At 40.4% G+C, this 18,335-nt stretch carries 17 protein-coding genes; 3 read left to right on the top strand and 14 right to left on the bottom strand.

Going from position 1 to position 18,335, the window contains the following annotated elements:
- Window positions 1-46: 46 nt before the first annotated feature.
- Complete coding sequence (locus tag HNR53_RS16815; protein ID WP_221452368.1) at window positions 47-982, bottom strand: alpha/beta hydrolase; 936 nt, start codon at window positions 980-982, stop codon at window positions 47-49.
- Between the two features lie 596 nt (window positions 983-1,578).
- On the opposite strand from HNR53_RS16815, the gene HNR53_RS16810 reads away from it, so the two are divergent.
- Window positions 1,579-3,357 carry a sigma-54-dependent Fis family transcriptional regulator gene (locus HNR53_RS16810; RefSeq protein ID WP_184528116.1) on the top strand — a complete coding sequence of 593 codons (1,779 nt, stop codon included), beginning with the start codon at window positions 1,579-1,581 and terminating at the stop codon, window positions 3,355-3,357.
- Between the two features lie 98 nt (window positions 3,358-3,455).
- On the opposite strand, the gene HNR53_RS16805 is transcribed toward HNR53_RS16810, so the two are convergent.
- The 7 genes from HNR53_RS16805 to HNR53_RS16775 form a co-directional block, all read right to left on the bottom strand.
- Window positions 3,456-4,235 carry an acetoin reductase gene (locus HNR53_RS16805; protein ID WP_184528114.1) on the bottom strand — a complete coding sequence of 260 codons (780 nt, stop codon included), beginning with the start codon at window positions 4,233-4,235 and terminating at the stop codon, window positions 3,456-3,458.
- Between the two features lie 96 nt (window positions 4,236-4,331).
- Window positions 4,332-4,679, bottom strand: a complete 348-nt coding sequence (locus HNR53_RS16800) for an aldehyde dehydrogenase family protein (protein WP_184528216.1) — start codon at window positions 4,677-4,679, stop codon at window positions 4,332-4,334.
- A 7-nt stretch (window positions 4,680-4,686) separates the two neighbouring features.
- Window positions 4,687-5,736, bottom strand: coding sequence for a zinc-binding dehydrogenase (locus HNR53_RS16795; RefSeq protein ID WP_184528112.1), 1,050 nt, complete (start codon window positions 5,734-5,736; stop codon window positions 4,687-4,689).
- A 357-nt stretch (window positions 5,737-6,093) separates the two neighbouring features.
- Window positions 6,094-6,306, bottom strand: coding sequence for a helix-turn-helix domain-containing protein (locus HNR53_RS23490; protein ID WP_184528110.1), 213 nt, complete (start codon window positions 6,304-6,306; stop codon window positions 6,094-6,096).
- Between the two features lie 6 nt (window positions 6,307-6,312).
- The gene (locus HNR53_RS23690) at window positions 6,313-6,405 is read right to left on the bottom strand and encodes a sigma 54-interacting transcriptional regulator (protein WP_425488707.1); all 93 of its coding nucleotides are present in this window, start codon (window positions 6,403-6,405) and stop codon (window positions 6,313-6,315) included.
- 56 nt (window positions 6,406-6,461) lie between these two features.
- The gene (locus tag HNR53_RS16780; protein ID WP_184528107.1) at window positions 6,462-7,298 is read right to left on the bottom strand and encodes an NAD(P)-dependent oxidoreductase; all 837 of its coding nucleotides are present in this window, start codon (window positions 7,296-7,298) and stop codon (window positions 6,462-6,464) included.
- Between the two features lie 134 nt (window positions 7,299-7,432).
- The gene (locus tag HNR53_RS16775) at window positions 7,433-8,752 is read right to left on the bottom strand and encodes a GntP family permease (protein WP_184528105.1); all 1,320 of its coding nucleotides are present in this window, start codon (window positions 8,750-8,752) and stop codon (window positions 7,433-7,435) included.
- Between the two features lie 343 nt (window positions 8,753-9,095).
- On the opposite strand from HNR53_RS16775, the gene HNR53_RS16770 reads away from it, so the two are divergent.
- Window positions 9,096-9,965 carry a LysR family transcriptional regulator gene (locus HNR53_RS16770; RefSeq protein WP_184528103.1) on the top strand — a complete coding sequence of 290 codons (870 nt, stop codon included), beginning with the start codon at window positions 9,096-9,098 and terminating at the stop codon, window positions 9,963-9,965.
- Between the two features lie 122 nt (window positions 9,966-10,087).
- Window positions 10,088-10,492, top strand: a complete 405-nt coding sequence (locus HNR53_RS16765) for a carboxymuconolactone decarboxylase family protein (RefSeq protein ID WP_184528100.1) — start codon at window positions 10,088-10,090, stop codon at window positions 10,490-10,492.
- A gap of 204 nt (window positions 10,493-10,696) precedes the next feature.
- Here the strand turns inward: HNR53_RS16765 and HNR53_RS16760 are convergent, their stop codons facing one another.
- The 6 genes from HNR53_RS16760 to HNR53_RS16735 all read right to left on the bottom strand — a co-directional run bounded on the left by HNR53_RS16760 (window position 10,697) and on the right by HNR53_RS16735 (window position 18,323).
- On the bottom strand, window positions 10,697-11,962 hold the full coding sequence (locus tag HNR53_RS16760) for an MFS transporter (protein WP_184528098.1): 1,266 nt from the start codon (window positions 11,960-11,962) through the stop codon (window positions 10,697-10,699).
- A 280-nt stretch (window positions 11,963-12,242) separates the two neighbouring features.
- A complete protein-coding gene (locus tag HNR53_RS16755; RefSeq protein ID WP_184528096.1) occupies window positions 12,243-13,019 on the bottom strand; it encodes an enoyl-CoA hydratase/isomerase family protein in 777 nt (258 codons plus the stop codon).
- A gap of 55 nt (window positions 13,020-13,074) precedes the next feature.
- On the bottom strand, window positions 13,075-15,141 hold the full coding sequence (locus HNR53_RS16750; protein WP_184528095.1) for a (Fe-S)-binding protein: 2,067 nt from the start codon (window positions 15,139-15,141) through the stop codon (window positions 13,075-13,077).
- A 177-nt stretch (window positions 15,142-15,318) separates the two neighbouring features.
- Entirely contained in the window at window positions 15,319-16,290 is a 972-nt protein-coding gene (locus HNR53_RS16745) for an electron transfer flavoprotein subunit alpha/FixB family protein (protein WP_184528093.1), read from the bottom strand.
- A gap of 25 nt (window positions 16,291-16,315) precedes the next feature.
- Window positions 16,316-17,080 carry an electron transfer flavoprotein subunit beta/FixA family protein gene (locus tag HNR53_RS16740; RefSeq protein WP_184528091.1) on the bottom strand — a complete coding sequence of 255 codons (765 nt, stop codon included), beginning with the start codon at window positions 17,078-17,080 and terminating at the stop codon, window positions 16,316-16,318.
- Between the two features lie 94 nt (window positions 17,081-17,174).
- A complete protein-coding gene (locus HNR53_RS16735; protein ID WP_184528089.1) occupies window positions 17,175-18,323 on the bottom strand; it encodes an acyl-CoA dehydrogenase family protein in 1,149 nt (382 codons plus the stop codon).
- Window positions 18,324-18,335: the final 12 nt, after the last annotated feature.

The following is an 18,335-nucleotide window of genomic DNA, read 5'->3' as shown; positions in this document are numbered from 1 at the left end:
TCAGTTCTCATTTGATCACCATTCACCTATTTTGCAAGAACATTCCTTATTTTTGTAATGTCTTATACCAAGCAGCAATTCTTTCGATTTCCTTATCCGCTTCAGGAGCGCGTCCAGCTAGGAATGGGAATACATGCTGCATGCCATCGACAACGGATAGTGTAGCTTGTACACCAGCAGCAAGGGCACGGTCATGCAGGCGGCGTGCATCGTCAAGCAGGCATTCTGCTCCACCCGCGTTAATGTAAAGCGGCGGATAACCGTTGAAATCAGCGTGCAATGGATTAGCTAATGGGTCACGAACCTTCGTGCTGTCACCTCCAGTGAACATAGCAATCATTCCTTGAAGCAAGGGGACAGTGATTAGCGCATCAGTCGCATCGTTACTTTCAAGTGTTGCGCCCGTCAGTTCCATATCAAGCCACGGCGAGAAGGCAATCACGAATCCTGGAAGTTCAAGACCCAATTCACGGAATTTCAACACGGATGCTACAGCAAGGTTTCCACCGGCAGAATCGCCGATTGTACCGATATCCTTGGCATGAATGCCTGATGCAAGCAACGCTTGGTAAACAGCAGCTGCATCCTCTAATTGTGCCGGGAAAGGATTTTCCGGGCTGCGGCGGTAATCCAATACGATAGAAGAGACGCCCAATGCCTTAGCCATATGACCAGCCAGTTTGCGGTGGCTTGATGAAGAACCAACAGCAAACCCGCCTCCGTGTGTGTAAATTAATACTTTCGATTTATCGCATCCGATTGGATATGCCCAGACCACATCAATACCGCCGACAGTGTCACTTTTATAGGTCACACCTTCAGGCTCTAGTGTAGGTTTTTCCCATTCATCAAAAAGACTGCGGAAATCTGCGATTGTCATATTCGGATTGGCCACCATACGGTCGCTCCAATCTTGATATAGGGCACGCAAGAAATCAGCTTCCTTTGATACAGTGTTAGATGTTTGTTCCATTGAGTTCATGATTAATTCCTCCCCTTAATTCGTTTAGCATCTTGATTGAATTTTTTTCGCACCCAGAATGCGGTTTCAATTCTTTGATGTTTCACTTATTTAATATGCAAGTACCGTGCCAACTTGAATTTGGCTGTATTTTCAACCCTTTTTTAAAAATATACACTTTTAAGTGTTGCAACTTTGAAACACTTATTTTTGAAAATTACATCACTAAACCTCTATTTATTAAACTATTCCCAATTTTGTGACAATTTGTCTCATTTTTGCTACACTAGCTATGGTAGATATAATAAAAACCATTTCATTCAAAAAATTTTCTATCATTCGCCCTCATTTACAATAGTTGATTTTCTCTTTATTAATATGTAAATTGGTAATATTCAGAATAATTTGGAGGTGAGTGCTATATGCCCCTTGTTCCTTTTTCAGACCCGGTATCAAAAAATGATATCGATCTCCTCAAAATAAAATATCGTGAAAACTGGGAAAGTTTTTTCTTTAATCCATCTCAACTTAGGGATCAGCCTACGGGATTAACTGAAGTAAGGGATGTCATTTGGCAATCCTGGAATCGGTGCAGGCAATATAAGGAGCTAAATCCGATGATTCAAGGATCAGTTAAAAACATCTCTGAAGATGAACTCAAAGATATAAGGGGGAATAATGAACTCTTTCATCTAGCACAGCCAGTACTTAAACAGGCGGAGCAAGAGCTTTATCATGATAAACATGTACTCCTGTTTTGTGACAGTGATGGCATTATTATAGATAGTTTTGGAGCTCCGCCTGTAGCCCGTCATATAGGAAAATCAGTGAATGCCAACAACGGGGCTAAGTGGTCGGAGCGGTGGGCCGGAACAAATGCCATTGGTACCTCCATCATTTTGAAACAGCCTGTGCAAATTTTTTCTTCCGAACATTTTTCTCATAACTGCCATGATTGGGTATGCTCATCAGCGCCTATCTTGGATCCGCTTACGAGTGAATTAATCGGAGTCATCAATCTTTCAACAACTAGTGATAGTTACCATACGCTCAGCATGGTAAAAACCCTCGATATCGTGAATCAAATCGAGCGGATTCTTTTTCATCATTACTACCATGCACATGAAATGATGTATAACCTTTACCTTGAAGCGGTTAATAAATGGAAAAACCAAATCGTTGTCTTATGTGACACAAAGGGAAAAATTATAAAGAGAAACAGCGATGCGCAAATCGATGAAATCACATCTTTAATGTCGTTGACAGCAGAAAATAATGCATTAGCTCCGAAAAACGAGTGGGAGGATAACGTCACGCTTCATAACAGTCCATATGAGGCCAAGTATAAAAAAATTTTATGGTACGGCCGATTTATCGGTTTTATTGCTGTTTTAGAGAAAAAGACTAGCACGAGCCCTGCAGCTGCCAGCCATACTCACTATGCCAAGTACTCTTTTCAAAGCTTGGTTGGTCAATCAAAAGCATTTAAGAGCACGATTCATTTAGCTCAAGTTGCTGCTTCAAATGATTCAAACGTTCTGATTACGGGGGAAAGCGGCACCGGGAAAGAGTTAGTAGCGAGCGCGATTCATCAAGCCAGCCATCGTTCGGATCATCCTTTTATCGCTCTGAATTGTGCTGCGATACCGAAGGATTTAATGCCGAGTGAGCTTTTTGGCTATGTGGCGGGTGCCTTTACAGGGGCTAATCCAAAGGGCAGTCTTGGGAAGTTTGAAATGGCGGATAAGGGAACGCTGTTTCTCGATGAGTTAGGTGACATGCCTCTGGAGTTACAAGTACAGCTGCTTCGGGTCATTCAGGAGCAGGAAATCATTCGAATCGGCGGCAAAACACGTATCCCTATCGATGTTCGTGTAATTGCAGCAACGAATAAAAACCTGCCAGAGGAAATTGAACAGGGGAATTTTCGTGAGGATCTTTATTACCGGCTCAATGTCATGCAGATTGAGCTGCCTGCTTTACGCCGCCGGATCGATGATCTACCTTTACTAGTCGAACGTTTTATTCAAAAACTGACAATGAAGAAATACCATGGCCCCTATCAAATTTCGTCCGAAGCCATGGAGATATTACAAGAGCATTCTTGGCCGGGAAATATTCGCGAGCTGGAGAACGTAATCGAATTTGCAATCAGTTTTTCAACGGACGGGCTCATTACACCTGAGAGTCTCCCAAAACACATTCATAAACAAAAGCGCTTACCGAAACAGTCAAGCTTGAACCCCGTCAATCAGGCAGAGTTGGATTGGATCCTCACGACGTTGAAACGGTCGCAAATGAATGTATCAAAGGCGGTAAAAGAATTAAACATGAGCCGCAGCACCCTTTATCGAAAATTAAAAAAAATGGGCTATGATATCAAAAGTCTAAAGTAACAGAAAGTAGGACAAGGTGCCTTGCACCTTGTCCCTTCGTTCTTCTTTTGCAAATAGCCATTATTTGGATTAAAACAAGAGATCGGGAACCGTCCCCCTTAATTAAATACCATACCACCATCAGTTAGAATGTTTTGCCCTGTAATATAATCAGAGCCAGGGGAGGCTAAGAAGGAAACAAGATTGGCCACATCTTCAGGCGTTTGCGTGCGGCCAAGGGCAATTCCTTCTGCATATTTTTGGAAGGCCTCTCCTTTTTTCGTTCCCAAAAATTTCATCATTTCCTCATCGAGACGTTCCCACATCGATGTTCCTACAATACCCGGGCAGTAAGAGTTCACTGTGATTTTAAATTTTGCCAGTTCTTTCGCCGCAACATGTGTTAAGCCTTTTACTGCAAATTTTGATGCAGAATATGGTGCTAACATTTCAAATCCTTCGTGACCCGCGATGCTGCAGGCATTAATGATTTTTCCGCCAGTTTCCTGTCCTTTCATTTGGTTCGCAGCAGCTTTAATTCCGTAGATAACCCCTTTAACGTTTATATCTAAAACACGATCGACACCTTCAGGCTCTACGTCAGTAATCGGGCCTAATGGTCCTTCAATTCCGGCATTATTAATAAATACATCCACACTGCCAAATGTGTCAACGGCTTTTTGTACTAACGCAACTTGATCTTCTAATTTAGCAACATTGCCGACCAAGGAAGTGACATTTACCCCTTTATCTCGAAATTCTCTCTCTGTTTCACTTAACGTTGTTTCATTAATATCACTAAGCACAATGGCAAATCCATCTTTCGCCAGACGTTCTGCTAAACCTTTCCCAATTCCTTGACCTGATCCGGTGATGACAGCTACTTTTTGTTTCGTCATACTATTTCTCCTCCTAATTTAACAAACTTAATATTAGTAATCCTTTATATTTAAAAGTACAAATCTTACTTTTTTGAGACGAACTTAATTAAATTTTTATCTTTTCTTTGGGACACGGGACCTGTCTCCTTGTCCCTTAACGAATTGCAACAAAACCATTTTGGTATCAAGATAGTCGTCAAGACCATAACGGCCTCCCTCACGCCCCATACCACTTTCCTTCACGCCGCCAAATGGGGCCTGTACTGCAAATGGAGCGGGGTCGTTCACGCCTACCATGCCATATTTCAGCTTTTCGGAAACCCGATACGTGTGAGAAAGGTCATTTGTAAAGAAGTAGGCTACAAGTCCAAATTCAGGATGATTGGCCTTTTCGATTGCTTCTTCTTCCGAAGTGAAACGAATCAATGGTGCTACAGGACCGAACGTTTCTTCAGAACATATTTATCTATCACATTTCCCCGCTTAGTTTAACAAGAATTTTTACCTGTGATTTATCATTTATTAGAGCTTTAATTCCTTTCTCAACAATGTCATCTAATTCAATTTGGGATGTAATTACCTTCTTTACATCCAATTGTCCAGTAGAAATTAAGTCTATCGTTTGTTGGAACGTAACCGGTTCGTATGCCAGCGTTGCCATAACCTTTACGCCGCCATTTGTGAGATCAAACGGGTTCCATTCAATACTCCCTGAAAAGATGGATACAATCGTGACCAACCCTCTAATTTTCGTTGATTGAATGGCTTGTTTAAATGTAGCTTCAATACCTGCTACTTCAAAAGAAACATCAACGCCATTCGGGCAAATTTTTCTTATTTCTTCGACTGGATTTGTTTTCATGGAGTTAATGATATGAGTTGCTCCCAATTGGATTGCCTTTTCGAGCCTAGTTTCAGAAACATCTAAAGCAATGATATTCCTGGCACCTGCTGTCTTAGCAGCCATAATCGTAAGTAAACCAATTGGTCCTGATCCAAAAACAGCTACAGAGTCTCCAATAACCAAATTAGCTTCCTTTACGGCCTGAACGGCTACAGCAGCGGGCTCCACTAAAGCTCCCTCCGCCAGCGATAATGTTTCTGGCAATTTAAATGCATTTTTTTCTGGTATTATGGCATAGTCGGCAAATCCACCGTCTATGTTTAAGCCAATCGTACTAAACCCATCAAAGATATCCTCTTTTGGATTGTGCAAACCTTTTGTTATGATTGGATAAACAGCAATACGATCACCAGCTTTTAAATCCTTGACATTGAAACCCACCTCTTCTACAACACCCGTAAATTCATGTCCTAAAGTGACTGGCGCTTGGCCTCCAGTTATAGGATCCGGACCGTCTGCAGGAATAAAAATGGGACCGTGTTCATACTCGTGTAAATCTGTCCCACAAATTCCTGTCCATGCTACTTTTACCTTTAATTCATCAGCTTTCATTTCTTTCAGAGCTCTTTCTTCAACTCTAATATCCTTTTTTCCATACCAAACAGCTGCTTTCACATGCATAACCTCCATATTTTATTGTTCTTCAGGCTTAATTCACACTTACCATTCGAATTCCAGTAACTGTTCCTCCTTTGAATCATTCATTATTTTTTTGTATTTCTGATTATTTATATTGCAAGAATCGTGCCAAGTATTAAAAACTGATTTTTCAGTATTTTCTGTAAAAATTAATGATTTAATATGTACCAATTTTGACACAGTTTTTACTAACCAAACTTATTAAGTCTATTAAACCTGATAATGAAAGGTGTCTTAAAATCGATACACTTTTCCCACTTTTGATACACTATTCTCGTTCAAAAATAAAAACCCTAATCAAATGATTAGGGCTAATAACAACTTTAAATCAAATTACTTTATGCTTTTTATTTCATAATTATATTTCTTCAATTTCCTGTAAACTGTACTGCGGCTCATATTTAATTTCTTACATGCTTTTGAAATATTCATGTTTGTTTGATCAAGCACAGATAAAATCCAATCCAGTTCTGCCTGTTCTACTGGACTAGATTCTGGCTGGGTAATTTGTCTTTGTCCATCACTAATTTTTATTGGAGGCAGCAATAATTCTTACATCCAATGGAATACGTTTGTTTCACCTAGTCTAATAATTTCTTCTTCTTGTATGACCCTTAATAGTTGAACTTGTAAATCCAAAGGCATATCACCAAATTCATCAAGAAAAAGAGTTCCTTTGCAGAGAACCGGCATTGTATAGGTTAGGCTTTTGGTTTTTCTTTTCCCATAGAGTTAAACAATTGTGTGGATGATAAGGCATTGAATGGCATTGAAATATTATGTTTAATCCCTTCGTTGTAAGTCGCGATTAAATCTTTTAGTAAAACGGCTAAAGCAGTATCTGCTGTCCATTCAGAAACATCGCTCCAGTTTCGAACGACCCAGCTGTCGCCAGTACTTACTTTTAATAAGCTTAAGATTTCTTCTTCGGGTAAGCCATAGTGTTTACCTAATTTAAGTCCTTCAGCTAAAGCATTCATGTTAACACCTAGAATCATATTGTTTACTAATTTTGCTACCTGGCTGTTACCTGCTTCAGCGCCATAGTAGAATGTGTTAGAACCCATAGCATCAAAGTATGGAGCAAATGATTTCACGATTTCTTCAGCACCTGAAGTCATGATAGATAAAGTACCAGCTTGTGCGCCTGATGCACCACCAGAAACTGCAGCACTGATTAATTTTAATCCACTTTCAGCTTCTACTTTAGCACCTAATTCATTCATTGCATCTGGAGAAAGTGTACTCATCACGATTACTGTTTTACCAGCAGTGTTTTGTGCAGTTAGGATACCGTTATCACCGAAAATAACATCTACGTTTTGGGCATAGTCACGAACCATTGAGATGACTGCTTCGTCAGCTAATTCCGCAACTTCTTTAACTGTATCTACCATTGTAAAACCAGCTGCTTCTGCTTTTTCGTAAACACCTTTCCAAGCATCATAACCGATTACTTCAAAACCAGCTTTTTTTAAGTTAACTGCCATTGGGAAGCCCATTGTTCCTAATCCGATAAATCCAATTTTTTTACTCATGTGTAATTCCTCCTATTTTGTTATCTATCTTTTTTATAGTAATGACATCTTTCACATAAAAACTTTAGGATAAAGTTCTTAATGCCTCGTTAGCGTTGAATATTTCGCAACAAGAATACCCTGCAGTTAGATCGTTAAGCTAAGCCTAAGAGGGCCATGATAACGATAACGGCCATTGCGATCCAGTGGGTAACACTTATACTGATAAATCCATTTTTGTAGGTGTCTTTCATCGTTAATCCCGTTATATTGTTAAATATTATCAAGAATCCAGAGTATGGAACAATGGATAGAGCTCCAGATCCGATGGCGATTGCCCGGTGAACCGTTTCCGGATCTAATCCCATTTCTAAATAGACAGGGGCAAAATTCGCAACAGAAATGCCGATTGCTCCCACAGCTGAAGCAGTAATACCACCTATAAGACCAGTACCAATCATTAATGAAAGTACGGGAGGCCCAGGAATGGATTGAATCAATTGAAATACACCCTTAAACGCAGGAACACTTGTAGCCATGCTGCCGAATGCAATGGTACTGCCAGTTGTAATCGTTGATCCTAACGATTCATTAGCACCTTCGCTTAATAACTCTTTTTGCGAAAGTATTTGTTTACGGAATAATATAGCACTCATTAATATCGCAACAATCAGAGCGACAATAATAATGTTTTTCACAGAACTGAATACTAGTATTATGCCCAATAACACGATGATAGGCAGTAAACTGATAATAAATAATGGGATCTCACGTTTAGTTGTCTCATCACTGCTTTCAACCTTCTCATCCGCATGAAATGTCTCGTTCTTTCGCAAGCTTTTGGACAACGAGAATTTCATAAATACAAGTATGAAAACAATGGCTGCAATGGAAGTGACGATTCCGATAACCGGCGCAGCAGTTAATGTGGTGCCCAAAGCAGTTGAAGGTACAACATTGTGTAATGAAGGTGCCCCGGGCAGCATCGTCATCGTGAACGTTGAAGTCCCGCCAAACACAGGAATAGTGACTAATTTCCAAGAAAGATTAAGTTGTCTGAAGATCGGTTTAGCCATTGGAATTAAGGCAAATATGATGACGAATACATTAATACCACCGTAAGTAAGAATGGCAGAAATAATAAATAATGCCACTAATGCGTTGTACGGGTTCTTGGTTCCTACCAACGACAATACTTTATTGGCAATGGAAACCGTTGCCCCGCTTTTATCCATATATTTCGCGAGTATGGAACCTAATAAGAATATAGCGAAATTGGATGCAACAAACCCAGCTAGTGCCGTCATATAAGAATTTTCTTTGCCAAATACGGTCTCTAGTATGGGTACATCGTTAAACAGCAATACGACAATGGTCGCTATCGGTGCAGCAATGATGATACTGAACTTTTTAATAATAAAGAGAATAATTGTTACTATACCTAAGAGTATCCCCAATATTCCCAATGTATCCATGCAGTTTCTACCTCCTTATGCTCAAGTTGTTAGGAATGCAGGCAATGTTTTATTTTACGGTCGGCCAAAATAATCTTACTAGGACATTTCGGCTTTCCATTTATCAATACCTGAAGACCTGACTTTGTATATTTAAATCCGTTTTAAAACCGCTTTCATTAGTTGTACCCAGTAATTTCAGGCTCTTTGTTTTTAAATGATTGATTCTTCATTTCACTCCTATCATTTATATTTTTGTTCATAAATTGTTCACACTTTTAGTATACATCCCATTTAAATATGAGTAAAATGAACTATTGGAATGAAAAACATGCATATTTTTCATAGATTGGAGATACCATTCATGGACATACGTCACCTTACTTACTTTATAGAAGTAGCCAAATACAAAAGTTTTACGAAAGCATCCAAATCCCTCCACCTGTCACAGTCTACACTCAGTAAGGTGGTCAAAAGCTTGGAAGAAGAATTAAATATGGAACTAATTGATCGTTCCGTAAAGAAAATTGAATTAACGGATGCAGGGGAAATTGTTTTGGCGGAAGGGGAGGTGATTATGGAATCGCTGAATGATTTATCCAGCCACCTTTATGATCTAATGAACTTAAAAAAAGGGAAAATAAAAGTTGGAATACCGCCAATTATCGGTTTTTTATTTTTCCCAAAAATCATTAAGGGATTTAATCAGCTATTCCCTGATATCAAAATAAAAATCTCTGAAGATGATTCACAAAAGGTTATACAGGAAGTCAGAGACGGACTATTAGATCTGGGTGTGGTCATGCTGCCGGTGGATGAAAAGGAATTTGATGTTGTTCCATTTGTATTTGACGAACTATCGCTGTTTGTCCATCATTCCCATCCATTAGCGCAGAAGGAAAAAATTGAAATGAAAGAGTTACAGAAGGAAACCTTCATTCTATTTAAGCATCCGTATATTCATAACCTTATTATCCAAGAATGCCAACGAGCTGGTTTTCACCCGGAAATTGGTTATGAGATTTCTGAGTGGGGTTTTATTAGCGGCATGGTTGGTGAAAACTTAGGGATTTCGATTTTCCCAAAACCAGTTGTAAATAAAGTCGATCAAGATTTAATCAAGGCAATTCCTTTTCATCCGAGCTTTCCTTGGAATTTAGGAATTATTTCAAAAAAAAAGAAACACGCTTCCCCTGCAGTTCGTGAATTTATCAAGTACATTTCAGCGGAATGACCTTGTTAATTATGAAAAAAAGGAATGCATCGCATGAACTATATGTATTTTTCGAATAACAAAAACTGCGTTATAGTTATTTCTGTTAAATACAGTACAAATGATGTTTAGGGGGAAATAACATGGAAAAAACACGTTACCAACGTGGTTTAGATATTATGAATGAGATTACTGTAACAGATAACAAGGAAATTGGAACACACGCGGATATTGTAGCCGCATTTAAAGACCTTGCACCTGATCTAGAAAGTTTTATTGTTGAATTTGCTTTTGGAGATATTTATTCACGCGAGGGCTTAACGAAACAACAACAAACGATGAGCACCATCGCTTCGCTTGTCACTCTAGGAACAGAGCCGCAATTGGAGCTGCATATCAACGTCGGACTTACCATTGGATTAACTCCAAAGGAAATTATTGGAACAATCGTGCACTTGATTCCTTATACAGGCTTCCCGCGTGTCTTGAATGCACTAAAGATCGCAAAAAAAGTTTTTGCTCAAAGAGATGTAAAAGTAAACAATTAATTAATTGCGTCATGCTTGTTCAAGAGAGATTCTTATGTAAAATGTTGTTTGAGACGGCAACTATTTTACATGAGAATCTCTTTTTTTTATGCAATTTTATTGATAGAAGTTGAATAATCCCCAACAGGGACAAGGTGCCTGTCCCCTTGTCCCCCTATGAACACAAACAGGGACAAGGTACCTTTCCCCTTGCCCTGTAAAGTTCTAATAATTCACACTATTATTACTGGAATCAGCCGTATTGTTCGAGGCTTGCTCCACATACGGCTCATATATTTTCTCCCGAATAAACAACGCAGGGACAATACCGCATAATACATAAGAGATTGCCATAAGAGACAAACCAAATCCAATCGAATAATTTGTAGCGATTACACCGATCAACACCGGTGCCAGTGCAGCTCCCGATCTTCCAATATTATAGGCTCCCCCAACCGCAGTACCGCGGACTTTCGTGGAAAAGCTTTCACTCATATATGTTGCATTCACAGCATATGGTACCCCGATAAGGAAGCCAAATAGCGTAAATAAGATGACGATATTGGCCGGACTGTGGAAATAAACGATAATCGGTATTGCTGCAGCTGTACCGATGGTTCCAGCGACAAATAGAGCTTTACGTCCAAATTTATCTGCAAGCCACCCCGCTAATATTTTCCCTAAAATCATCGCAATATAGGTTCCGACTAAATAACTTGTCATTTGCTTAAAGTTATAGCCCAAATCACTGACAATATAACTTGGAAGCCAATTATTCACTCCATAATAGCCAAACTGAAGAAGGACAGATGTTATTGACCACAAAATAAACATTTTTCTTACCTTAGATTCCTTAAAGATGCTTGTCCATTCATTCTGTTTCAACATAGCCTTCTCTCTTGCGCTTTGCTTCCAACCTTCCGGCTCTGGAATCGTAAATCTCATATAAATAGCTAGGGCGACAGGTGCTAAAGCGACTAAAAATAATGGACGCCAACCATACTCCGGTAGGATGGAGCCAGCCAATAATGTAGCTACCAAATAACCAACGGACCACCCGGCTTGCAATGTACCTAATATCGTCGTACGGCGTTTCGTCGGTACATATTCTGCCATAAGCATATTGACAACAGCATATTCGGCCCCTAAGCCAAACGAGGATATGAAACGAATTGCGAGGAACTGTTCATAGCTTTGAGTAAACACGAGCAGCGCAGTACCAACTGAGAAAATAATCATCGACCAAGTAATCGTTCGAACTCGGCCAAGTCGGTCAGACAACCAGCCCCCCATCAGACCTCCAGCAGCCATTCCAACTAGTGTCCATGTTCCAAGTGAACCCACTTGAATATTGTTCATGTTGAATTCTTCCTTTAATAGAGGAAGACTTAAAGCAAGCATTTGAATATCCATGGCATCTACCATAAGTCCCAGAAATGATGAAATAAATACGATAATCCATAAACGCGGTCTAGCTGAAGAATTTGCCATTCATTCACACCTCTTTCTTTTTTAATCCCACTGCTTATAGAAGCTGGAGAATTTTTCTGAATAAAGTTAAAAATAAGCCTTTCAACAAAAGTGGGAAACGCTTTCATTTCTTATTCGTTAAAATGCCTCATTTTGCCATTTCCCACCTTCTTCTATAATAGTGATATAAATTTATTATCTATTCCCGGATGAGGTGGGGACTAACCCTACTTCATCTGGGAATAAAAAAGCCTGTTATAGTTAACAAAACCACTTAATAAAATAAATAACTTAGAACGATTTATATTCCGGTGAACTCGGCTTTTCTTTTCTCAAGAAAGGCTTGTGTGCCCTCATTCTTATCTTCGGAGCCAAACAAGACAGCCTGTGCCAGTTTTTCAATCATGAGTGCTGTTTCCATATCGGAGTTAAAGCCGCGATTAATGACAACCTTCGCTAATCTTACAGCCAATGGACCTTTTGCTAAAATCTTGTCCGCTTTTTCCTTTGCGGTTGGCCATAATTCCTCCATTGGAACTGCCTTTGAGACTAACCCGATGTCTTCTGCTTTTGCTGCAGTCAGTAGTTCACCCGTCAAAATCATGTCGAGGGCTCTTCCCTTGCCAATAATTCGTGCCAATCGCTGTGTCCCGCCTGCACCTGGAATAATCGATAAGTTAAGCTCTGGAAGACCGAATTTCGCATGGTCTGCGGCAATGCGAATATCACATGCCATCGCCAGCTCGCAGCCGCCTCCCAATGCATAGCCATTAATCGCCGCAATGGTAGCCTTTTGACAGTTTTCAATCTTTTGGTAAAGACCGGACATTCCCGGTACAAGGGCATCCTTCGGTTGTTTTTGTCTTAATTGGCCAATATCGGCTCCGGCAGCAAACGACTTTTCCCCTGCCCCTGTAAACACAATCACACCAATATCATCATTATTTTCCAGCGCCTCTAAAGCATGGCTCATTTCAGCCAGAGTTTGGGCATCTAAAGCATTTCGTACTTCTGGCCGATTCAGCTTAATAACGCCAATACGGTCCTCGAATTCTACTAAAATATTTTGATAATCCATAAACTTTTCCCTCTCTTTTTTGAAATAGCTCCAATATTATCCAAGTTTCTACATATTATATTGCGAGTGATCGTTCTACAATTTCGACGATATCCAATGTCTTTACTTGCTCTTCTACTTCCTTCGCTTTTGTGCCATCACTTAACATGGTTAAGCAATAAGGACAGTTACTGCCTATTGTGGTTGGATTGAGACGCAGCGCTTGTTCTGTCCGTTCCACATTGATGCGTTTCCCTTCGGTTTCCTCGATCCACATCCTGCCGCCACCGGCACCACAGCACATGGAGTCTGACTTGTTGCGTTCCATTTCTAAAACCTTCACACCCGGAATGGACTTCAAAATTTGCCGCGGGATATCATAGATGTCGTTATAACGCCCGATATAACAAGAATCATGGTAAGCAATAGCCTCGGTTACTTCCTTTTCCGGCTTGATTCGCCCTTCCTGAATCCATTGCCAAATTAATTCAGTATGATGGTAAACCTCTGCCTCCAAGCCAAACTCAGGATATTCATTTTTAAACGTATTGTAAGCATGCGGGTCGATCGTAACAATTTTCTTTACATCGTATTTTTGAAAATTAGCAATATTCTCTTCGCATAATTGCTGGAATAGGAACTCATTCCCCATTCTGCGTGCAGTATCACCGGAATTGCGCTCGTCATTACCAAGAATCGCAAATTCAATCCCTGCTGCATTCATAATTTTCGCGAAGGATTGAACGATCTTCTGACTGCGCTTATCAAAAGAACCCATCGAGCCGACCCATAATAAATACTCAAATTCTGCTGTTTCCTTTACCGTCTTAACCGTAATATCCTCACGCTCTTCGCGCCACTTCACCCGTTCTTTGCGGTTCATTCCCCATGGGTTGCTTTGTCTTTCAATATTTTGGAAATAGCGGGTTGCCTCTTGCGGCACATTCCCCTCTGTCATCACTAAATATCTTCTTAAATCAATAATCTTATCGACATGTTCATTCCCGACCGGACATTGATCCTCACAGTTTCGGCATGTGGTACAAGCCCATAATTCCTCTTCTGTAATGACATCGCCAATTAGTCTTGGCATTTCTAAGGCTGCCGCTGATTCGCGCTCTGCTGGACTCAGCGCCGGAAAAAGTGCCGAGGATCCGAAAATATTCCCCGGCATCCATGGATTACGGGAAGTCACAGCCTGTCCTTTATCTGTTAAATGATTTCTCATTTTCACCATCAGATCCATTGGCGATAGTGTTTTTCCTGTACCTGAAGCAGGACACATATTGGTGCAGCGCCCGCATTCTGCACAAGCGTATAAATCAATTAATTGATGGCGGGTAAAATCTTCAATTTTCCCAACACCAAACTCTTCCGCTTCTTCATCTTCAAAATCAATCTTCTTTAATTTTCCAACAGGGCCTTGCTTTTTGAAAAAGATATTGACCATCGCAAATAGTTCATGAAATTGCTTTGATTGTGGTACAAACACTAGGAAGCTGAATACCGTCAGCATGTGGGTCCACCAAAATACGTAAAACAATACCGTTCCCGCTGTTGTGCCGATCCCGGAAAACAACAATGCAATGGTGCCAGAGAATGGTGCATAGACAAGATTCGGTTCATGATTTAACATAATCGCTTCGAATCCTAATGCAATGAGAATCGATAAGGTTAACGTACATAAGGCGATATAGACAAATGCCGCTTTCCCGTCACGCTTCCATTGCAATCGCTTCAGCTTTTCACCATAGCGGCGATAAAACCCATAGGCAACTGCCAGCAGCATGAGGAACGTGGCCCATTCCTGCAGCAGGCTAAAATATTTATGCGCCTCGTCGAAGGGGAATTCATACCCTTTAATAAAGCCTTTGATAATGAGTTCGATGAGTCCGATTTGAATGATAAAAAAGGTATAAAATAAGACGAGATGCATCAGACCGCTTTTCTTATCTTTGAATAATTTTTTATGGCCTAAGGCATTGCTTAATACAGTGCCTATTCGTTCTTTCAAGTTTGGTTCAAATTCTGATTGTTTTCCAAGCTTTATAAATAAAACTCGGGTGTATACAAGATTGATAAACAAATATACTGCATATCCTGTTACAGCAAGGAACGCAAGTAAATTCAGCAGTTGTAACATGTTGCTCATCCTCCATTGTTCATTTAAATATTTTATTGGGAGAGTGCATGTATGAGATATACAGCAGCAAAGGTATATAATATTGAAGAAACAAGGGGCTGTCCCAGCTTTGCTTTTGGGGCAGCTCCTTTAATCATGTAAATGTAATATCTATTTAATCAATACGATTACTCAAATTTAAACGGTAACAAGTGCCTTTTTAAATTCTTCTGTTAAAAGCGGCACGACTTCAAAAAGATCTCCGACAATCCCGTAATCTGCTGCTTGGAAAATGGGCGCTTCAGGGTCCTTATTAATCGCGACAATTACTTTGGAATTGGACATTCCAGCTAAATGCTGAATCGCACCGGAAATCCCGCAAGCAATATACAAATCAGGTGTAACTACTTTTCCTGTTTGTCCAATTTGTAATGAGTAATCGCAATATTCTGCATCACAAGCTCCGCGAGATGCTCCAACCGCTCCGCCTAATACATCAGCTAATTCCTGCAGCGGCTTGAATCCGTCCTCGCTCTTGACACCACGCCCGCCGGAAACGATTACTTTCGCTTCACTTAAGTCGACGCCGCCTGCAGTTTTGCGAACAATCTCTTTTACAACCGTTCTAATATCTTTAATAACCGGCTGGAATGAAACAACTTCTGCTTGGGCAGGTTTTTTCTCAACGTCAAAGTTATTGGGACGAAGGGTGGCAAAGATTTTTCCTTCATTAAATACTTTCTTTTGGAAAGCTTTCCCTGCATAAATCGGGCGAGTAAAGACTGCTTTGCCATCCTCTACATCTACACCTGTACAATCTGATACGAGGCCTAGCCCTAATCTTGCAGCCGCTCTTGGGGCAACATCTTTTCCAATCGCTGTATGTCCCAGCAAAATGACATCTGCGGCAACTTCCTCGACCAATTGACATAAAGCTTGCGTATAGGCATCTGTTGTATACGCAGACAATGCCTCATCTTCTAAAAGATATATTCTATTTGCTCCGTATTCACTGACTTCTTGCACATATTGAGAAGCTCCTGCTCCGAAGAGGGAAACAATCACTTCTCCACCTTCAGATAACTTTTGCGCTACTGTTATTACTTCGAAAGAAATATTACGCAGCTTTCCATCTTTTGTTTCTGCAAAAACAAGTACTTTTTTACTCATCGCCGTTTCCTCCTTCATCGTTTTATTAGATTACTTTTGCTTCATTGCGAAGCAGCTGGAACAGCTCCTGAACCTGTTGATTGATTTCTCCCTGCAAAACTTTTCCCGCTTCCTTTTTAGGAGGTAAATATTGCTCCTGAACAGAAGTTCGAACGGTTACATCGACATCAGATAGCTCCAGGTCCTCTACGGATAAACGCTCAAGCGGTTTTTTCTTCGCTTTCATAATCCCTGGTAAAGAAGGATAACGCGGCTCGTTTAACCCTTGTTGAGTCGTCGCTAGGAATGGAAGATTCACTTCAACAATTTCCACATCCCCTTCAACATCCCGTTCAACTGTCGCTTTGTTTCCTTCAAGTGTCAGACCAGTTATCGTCGATACGTGAGGGATTCCCACTTCTTCAGCCACGCGGATAGCTACTTGACCTGCTCCGGAATCCACTGCCATGTTGCCGCCTAAAATTAAATCATATTGCCCATCTTTAATCACTGCGGCAATATATTTACTCAACGTATACTCGTCTGCTGCTTCTTCTAATTCTAAAATAATCGCTTTATCTGCTCCCATTGCTAAAGCTGTGCGCAAAACATTCTCCGAACGGCCTGGTCCCACTGTTAAAACGGTAACCTCAGCACCGGATTCCTCCTTAATTTTGATCGCCTCTTCTACCGCATACTCATCATAAGGATTAAGGATAAACTCTACACCATCTTCGTTAATCGCTCCATTATGAATGGCAATTCTTTCTTCCGTATCAAAAGTCTGTTTTACCAGCACTAAAATATTCATTGCTATGTTCCTCCTATTCTTGCAAAATTTCCAGCGAGCCTTAAGCCTCCATCAGCAGGGAGCCTCCCACTGATGGACATTTCACTTAATCTAATTAGGCATATTGATTTTTTAATTGTGCTGCAATAATATTCTTTTGGATTTCAGACGTTCCTTCGTAAATTTTCGTAATGCGGGCATCGCGATAAAATCTTTCAACTGGGAATTCGGCAATATAGCCAATTCCACCATGGATTTGAACCGCTCTATCCGCTACACGGTTATAAACCTCTGAACCTAGTAATTTCACCATGGCTGCTTCCTTAATAACCTTCATCCCTTGGTCTACCATCCAAGCTACGCGATACGTCATACTTCTTAACGCTTCGATTTCAAGCGCCATTTCTGCTAAATAATGCTGAATGATTTGTTGTTCAAAAATTGGTTTGCCAAACTGTACACGTGTAGTGGCGTGCTGCACAGACATTTCCAATAATTTCTCACAAGAACCTAGATTACGCGCCGCTAATCCTGCACGTCCGTTTGCAAGAATTTTTAATGCATTCACATATCCTTGGCCTTCTTCACCTAATACATTTTCAACCGGTACTTCACAATCTTCAAAGAAAATTTCCGCAGATTGTGAGCCGTGAAGACCCATTTTCTTTTCATGTGCCCCAACGACAAAGCCTGGGAAATCTTTTTCCACGATGAAAGAAGTAATCCCTTTCGCTCCTTTTGATGGGTCTGTTACAGCCATAACGGTGAAGACATCTGCAATAGGAGCATTGGTAATATAATGCTTGCTTCCATTTAAGATATATTTATCTCCCTTTTTCACTGCCGTTGTTTTTAGATTCGTCGCATGTGAACCGGCACTTGGCTCAGTTAATGCGAAGGCACCAATCAGTTGTCCGCTCGCCATTTTTGGAAGGTATTTTTTCTTTTGCTCTTCATTACCCATTTCAACAATTCCAACAGAACCGATTCCCGTATGGGCACCGATGACCGTTGTATATCCATTATGTGTCCGGCCTAATTCCTCATAAATCGCACACTTGCCGACCATGCCAATTCCTGTACCGCCGTACTCTTCTGGAATACTTAGACCAAATAATCCCATTTCCTTCGACATTTTCATAATTTTTTCAGGAATTGCATCGGTTTCTTCAATTTCATTTGCCAATGGATCGACTTCATTATCAATAAAATCCTTAATACTACTTTTCAAAAATTTAATATCTTCCGATAATTCAAAGTTCATTTCAATCACTTT

It is taken from the genome of Bacillus benzoevorans (assembly GCF_014207535.1).
Lineage (GTDB): Bacteria > Bacillota > Bacilli > Bacillales > Cytobacillaceae > Bacillus_BD > Bacillus_BD benzoevorans.
This window is presented reverse-complemented; position numbering and strand designations above follow the sequence as displayed.